Annotated in this window: 5 protein-coding genes; all 5 read left to right on the top strand. The window is 45.5% G+C overall.

Features of this window, described 5'->3' with window-relative positions; translation table 11 throughout:
- The first annotated feature begins 141 nt into the window (after positions 1-141).
- On the top strand, positions 142-849 hold the full coding sequence (locus QZW82_RS20700) for a hypothetical protein (protein ID WP_293152069.1): 708 nt from the start codon (positions 142-144) through the stop codon (positions 847-849).
- Between the two features lie 235 nt (positions 850-1,084).
- Complete coding sequence (gene ffh / locus QZW82_RS20695) at positions 1,085-2,506, top strand: signal recognition particle protein (RefSeq protein ID WP_293152066.1); 1,422 nt, start codon at positions 1,085-1,087, stop codon at positions 2,504-2,506.
- A 624-nt stretch (positions 2,507-3,130) separates the two neighbouring features.
- Entirely contained in the window at positions 3,131-3,739 is a 609-nt protein-coding gene (locus QZW82_RS20690) for a Uma2 family endonuclease (protein WP_293152063.1), read from the top strand.
- A gap of 275 nt (positions 3,740-4,014) precedes the next feature.
- Positions 4,015-4,998: a porphobilinogen synthase gene (hemB, locus tag QZW82_RS20685; protein WP_293152060.1), complete on the top strand. Its 984-nt coding sequence runs from the start codon at positions 4,015-4,017 to the stop codon at positions 4,996-4,998.
- A gap of 484 nt (positions 4,999-5,482) precedes the next feature.
- Positions 5,483-5,971, top strand: a complete 489-nt coding sequence (locus tag QZW82_RS20680; protein ID WP_293152057.1) for a GNAT family N-acetyltransferase — start codon at positions 5,483-5,485, stop codon at positions 5,969-5,971.
- Positions 5,972-6,000: the final 29 nt, after the last annotated feature.

Here is a 6,000-nt window from a genome sequence, read left to right as displayed (position 1 = left end):
GAACAGATTTAATTGCTTCAATTAAATTCATGGTTAATTCATTTCAGAAGGGATAGTCTACCCGGACAGGGCAGACTTGATTACCTGTTCTATCATACATTCCCCCCTGACAATTAATCCACCCTGCTTAGCAAGGGGGGGTTGGGGGGGGTAATCCACCATTTGCGATCGCATCGCTGTCTCATCATCCTCGATGACGTGCAAACAATCTTCAGCAGCCAACAACTAGCAGGAAACTACCAACCGGGCTACGAAAACTACGGCCCATTCTTCAAACAAATAGCAGAATCATGCCACAACAGTTGCATAATTTTGATTAGTTGGGAAAAACCCAGAGAAATTGCAGCATTAGAAAGCCAGCAGAAAAGTTGTCAAACATTGCAACTCAATAGTTTAGGAGAAGCAGCGCGAGAAATATTCACAGAAAAAGGTTTACTTGAATCAGAAAAATGGTCAGAATTGATTGACCTTTACAAAGGCAATCCCTTGTGGTTAAATACAGCAGTCGCTGCAATTCAAGACTTATTTAACGGCAATATTTCTGATTTTTTATCCTATGATAGCTTAGTTTTAGGAGACTTAGAATATTTATTGCACCAACATTTTCAGCGCTTGTCAGACACCGAAAAACAAGTCATGTCCTGGTTGGCAAATCAAAACAAACCAGTCGAAATCTCAAAAAAGCCAGCCCTTCTCGAATTATCTCCTTCCGAATTCCTAAAAGCGGTCGAATCCTTGAGACGGAGGTTGTTAATCGAAAAAGTCCAAAAGGGCGATCGCACCCTGTTTGCAGTCCAACGGGCGATCGCAGAATATGTAAAAACTCACACCTTCGAGCAATCTCAATAACTCGCCCCAAATTTATCCGCAGCGTCAATTAATTCTCCAATCTAAAATTTAAAATCTAGAATCCCAATACCCGCATTTAAGCTTAAAATAGGATTTACGCACGGGGGGTCAGAAACCGGGTTTTTTTACGAAAATACTGAGTTGTGACCCGCAGATTCGGTAAAAAACCCGGTTTCTTTGGTCGGAGTGCGTCCAGGACTTAAAATTAAAAATACTGACTAGCCAACAAAGCCCTATGTTTGAAGCCCTTGCCGATCGACTCGAATCCACCTGGAAAAAACTGCGCGGACAGAATAAAATCTCCGAATCCAACATCCAAGACGCCATCAAAGAAGTCCGCCGCGCCCTCCTGGAAGCCGATGTCAACCTCCAAGTCGTCAAAAACTTCGTCGCAGAGGTAACGGCTAAAGCACAAGGCGCAGAAGTCGTTTCAGGCGTCCGTCCAGACCAACAATTCATCAAAATCGTCCACGACGAACTCGTCCGCGTCATGGGGGAAACCAACGTACCCCTCGCCACCGCCGAATCCGGGCCCACCGTCATCCTGATGGCTGGTTTGCAAGGAACCGGGAAAACCACAGCTACCGCTAAACTAGCCCTGCACCTCCGCAAGCAAAATCTTACCGCACTGCTAGTCGCCACGGACATTTATCGACCTGCCGCGATCGACCAATTGCTCACCCTCGGCAAACAAATCGACGTACCCGTATTTGAACTAGGTACAGATACCGATCCCGTAGAAATTGCCCGCCAAGGCATCGAACACGGCAAACAACTAGGCGTCGATACAATCATCGTCGATACAGCAGGCCGCCTGCAAATCGACCAAGACATGATGGCCGAATTGCTTCGCATCAAACAAACAGTACAACCCCACGAAACGCTGTTAGTTGTTGATGCCATGACAGGCCAAGAAGCAGCAAATTTAACCCGCACCTTCCACGACCAAATCGGCATTACCGGCGCCATCTTAACCAAATTAGACGGCGACAGCCGCGGTGGTGCAGCCCTCTCAGTGCGGCAAATATCCGGCGCCCCGATTAAATTTGTCGGCGTCGGCGAAAAAGTGGAAGCATTGCAACCATTTTATCCCGATCGCATGGCATCGAGAATCCTCGGTATGGGCGATGTCTTGACGCTAGTCGAAAAAGCGCAAGAAGAATTCGACATCGCCGATGCCGAAAAGATGCAAGAGAAAATGCTCACGGCAAAGTTTGACTTTACCGACTTTCTCAAACAAACAAGACTGCTAAAAAACATGGGTTCCCTCGGCGGCATCATGAAAATGATTCCGGGGATGAACAAACTCACCGACGAACAAATGCGGCAAGGCGAAGTGCAGTTAAAACGCACGGAAGCCATGATTAATTCCATGACAACTGAAGAACGCCGCAATCCCGAACTTTTAGCAAGTTCTCCATCCCGCCGCCGCCGCATCGGCAAAGGCGCAGGCTACGCAGAAAACGACGTAACAAAACTGGTAAGCGATTTCCAAAAAATGCGTACCATGATGCAGCAAATGAGTCAAGGTAACTTTACAGGAATGGGAGGATTGCCAGGAATGCCGGGAATGCCGGGAATGCAAGGAATGCAGGGAATGGGCGGCCAGAAGAAAAAGAAAAAAAACAAGCCTAAAAAAGGTTTTGGTCAGTTGTAAAAAATAGTTTGTAGTGAGGACTTCAGTCCTCTCTTTGATGCGGACTGAAGTCCTCACTACAAACCTAAAGCAACATTTTTGAATAAGGTTTTGGTCAGTTGTAAAAAATAGTTTGTAGTGAGGACTTCAGTCCTCTCTTTGATGCGGACTGAAGTCCTCACTACAAACCTAAAGCAACATTTTTGAATAAGGTTTTGGTCAGTTGTAAAAAATAGTTTGTAGTGAGGACTTCAGTCCTCTCTTTGATGCGGACTGAAGTCCTCACTACAAACCTAAAGCAACATTTTTGAATAAGGTTTTGGTCAGTTGTAAAAAATAGTTTGTAGTGAGGACTTCAGTCCTCTCTTTGATGCGGACTGAAGTCCTCACTACAAACCTAAAGCAACATTTTTGAATAAGGTTTTGGTCAGTTGTAAAAAATAGTTTGTAGTGAGGACTTCAGTCCTCTCTTTGATGCGGACTGAAGTCCTCACTACAAACCTAAAGCAACATTTTTGAATATAGTTGTCGGGGGCGGTTTATATATATCTGGGTTGGGTGCATTTATTTTTTTTTGCGAACCTGCTCTTACAATTTGTCTTAATCGACTTGCCAGTTTCTACCTAAAAAAGTCTGGAATTGAATATGGTACAAACATTTACTGAACCACAAACTATATCTCTAGAAGTGCCGAATTCGATCGCCCTTTTAGTCACCGGCGAGCAATTTGAGGCCCTAACACTGGCAAATCCAGACTTGAGATTAGAAAGAACCGCACAAGGAGAATTAATAGTGAATCCACCCACCGGAGGCGAATCAGGCAATAGCAACCTCAGCATCAGCGGACAACTCGATCGCTGGTGCGAATTAAATGAGGATTTAGGAAAAGGATTTGACTCTTCTACTGGATTCATCCTTCCTAACGGTGCTCGCCGTTCTCCCGACGCTTCTTGGGTGAGTCGAACTCGTTGGGAAGCACTAACTGCAAAAGAACGCAAAGGATTCGTTCCGCTGTGTCCCGAATTTGTAGTAGAATTGCGATCGGCATCTGATAGTCTATCCACCCTGCAAGCGAAGATGCGGGAATACATCGACAACGGTGAGAGATTGGGCTGGTTAATTGACCCCCAAAACCGGCGGGTAGAGATTTATCGACAGCAAGCAGAAGTAGAAATATTAATCAATCCAGCCGAGTTATCGGGTGAAGACGTATTGCCGGGATTTGTGTTGAATTTAAGGCGAGTTTGGCGTTAAATTTCCTGTACGCCCCATACCAGAAGATGGCGCCCGAGTCCGGCCCAGAGAGATATTTGGCTTTGTAAGGCCACGATATATGTACCTGTTGCCTTACAGCTTTTTGTGCGATGCTTTTTCAGTGCCATCAAGTTCTGACTACGAACAAGGGACATCATGGGTTTTACAGAACTTTACTTGGGTTGACGGCGATCGACCAACAATAAGCTTTAGACTTTTAAACAAACGTCGCGAATCCCAGAAATCCGGACTTTAATCTACCGTAAAAAAACATTATGTTTCCCACTCACCGCCCCCGCCGCCTCCGCAACCATCCCCAACTCCGCCGGATGGTACGCGAAAATATCTTGACAACCAGCGATTTAATTTACCCCCTATTTGCCGTACCGGGGGAAGCTTTTGCCAAAGAAGTTAGATCGATGCCCGGAGTTTACCAGCTATCGGTAGACAAAATCGTAGAAGAAGCAAAAGAAGTTTACGATCTCGGCATTCCCGCGATTATTTTATTCGGCATTCCCGCAGACAAAGATACAGACGCGACAGGTGCTTGGCACGACTGCGGCATCGTCCAAAAAGCGACGGCAGCAGTTAAAGCAGCCGTACCAGATTTAATTGTCATGGTCGATACTTGTCTGTGCGAATATACGAGTCACGGTCACTGTGGCTATTTAGAAGTCGGAGATTTAAGCGGCCGAGTTTTGAACGATCCGACGCTAGAATTGCTGAAAAAAACTGCCGTTGCTCAAGCTAAAGCTGGTGCAGATATTATTGCACCTTCGGGAATGATGGACGGTTTTGTGGGAGCAATTCGCGAAGGATTGGACTCGGCTGGATTTGAAGATATTCCCATCATGTCCTACGCGGCAAAATATGCCTCAGCTTATTATGGCCCGTTCCGGGATGCAGCGGATTCTGCTCCGCAATTTGGCGATCGGCGCACCTATCAAATGGACCCAGGAAATGGCCGCGAAGCTCTCAAAGAAATTGCTCTCGACATTGCTGAAGGTGCGGATATGCTAATGGTTAAACCCGCTTTAGCGTACATGGACATTATCTGGCGCGTCAAGGAAGCCACTAATTTGCCAGTTGCAGCTTACAACGTTTCTGGAGAATACGCGATGGTGAAAGCCGCCGCCCTCAACGGTTGGATTGATGAAGAAAGAGTGGTGATGGAAACCTTGACAGGATTCAAGCGTGCTGGTACAGATTTGATTTTGACTTATCACGCCAAAGATGCCGCCCGCTGGCTGCAAAACTAATTCACTCGATTTGAGATTTGAGATGAGAGTATTGACTCCACAGTCCAATTTTTTTGGTACTACGGTTGTCAATACTTCTTTTGATGAATTTTTGAGCCATGATATCAAATCCGATTGCATCATCCTGTATTCATCTCCATCTTCTCTCTCTGTGCCCTCTGCGCTCTCTGTGGTTAAATCATTCCGATACAACCGGAAACGATATGACACACCCTACAAGCCACTGTCAACAAAAAAGATGACCCAATCTCAAATCTCAAATAGTACGAGTTATGACTGGAAAATTTTGAGTCAAAAACTTTTCACAAACTTTATACAAAAAAGTATTAATAATTACGGAAATTAGTTGCATTTTGTGTATAAATAAAAATGGTTTTGTAAATCGGGAATTCAATTGTCGAGCATTCCCAAGCAAAATCAACTTTCACTCCTGCAAGACAGTAAAAGTAACACAGTTTAGATAAAACTTCAAGGCACATTGAGCATGACATCAACGACTAGAGATTCGAGTCACATTCAATTTTGCACAAGTCGCGATCGCGCAGACATCGCGCAAATCCAAGAACTATTTAAAGCCGCCGCCTTTTGGGCGAGGGCGCGCAAGATAGAAGATTGGGAAATTGCGATCGCCAACAGCGAACCAGTTGTGACAGTTTGGGATGGCCCGCGGGCGATCGGCTTTGCCAGGGCCACCTCAGACGGCATCTATCGAGCCACCATCTGGGATGTCGCCATTCATCCAGATTACCAAGGTGCAGGACTCGGCCGCAAATTAGTGCAAACTGTCTTGAGTCACCCTCGGATGTGCCGAGTAGAGCGAGTTTACCTGATGACAACTTACAAACAAAGCTTCTACGAGCGCATCGGTTTTCAGCATAACGCCAGCACCACAATGGTACTTGAAAATCAGCTCCTAGAAGAGAATATCGAATTAGAAATTAGCAAAGGCGAATTGCTAACTGCTATTTGCTAAACCAGCACAAAAGTCGCACCAAAATCTAT

Source organism: Microcoleus sp. bin48.metabat.b7b8b9.023 (assembly GCF_013299185.1).
In the GTDB taxonomy this organism is placed as follows: domain Bacteria; phylum Cyanobacteriota; class Cyanobacteriia; order Cyanobacteriales; family Microcoleaceae; genus Microcoleus.
The sequence above is the reverse complement of the archived record's forward strand: the minus strand, read 5'-3'. Positions and strand labels throughout refer to the sequence as shown.

What these genes read in the sequence shown, in the direction of transcription:
- ffh (WP_293152066.1), top strand. Translation starts at nt 1,085, where the DNA reads ATGTTTGAAGCCCTTGCCGATCGACTCGAATCCACCTGGAAAAAACTG.
- hemB (WP_293152060.1), top strand. Translation starts at nt 4,015, where the DNA reads ATGTTTCCCACTCACCGCCCCCGCCGCCTCCGCAACCATCCCCAACTC.
- QZW82_RS20690 (WP_293152063.1), top strand. Translation starts at nt 3,131, where the DNA reads ATGGTACAAACATTTACTGAACCACAAACTATATCTCTAGAAGTGCCG.
- QZW82_RS20680 (WP_293152057.1), top strand. Translation starts at nt 5,483, where the DNA reads ATGACATCAACGACTAGAGATTCGAGTCACATTCAATTTTGCACAAGT.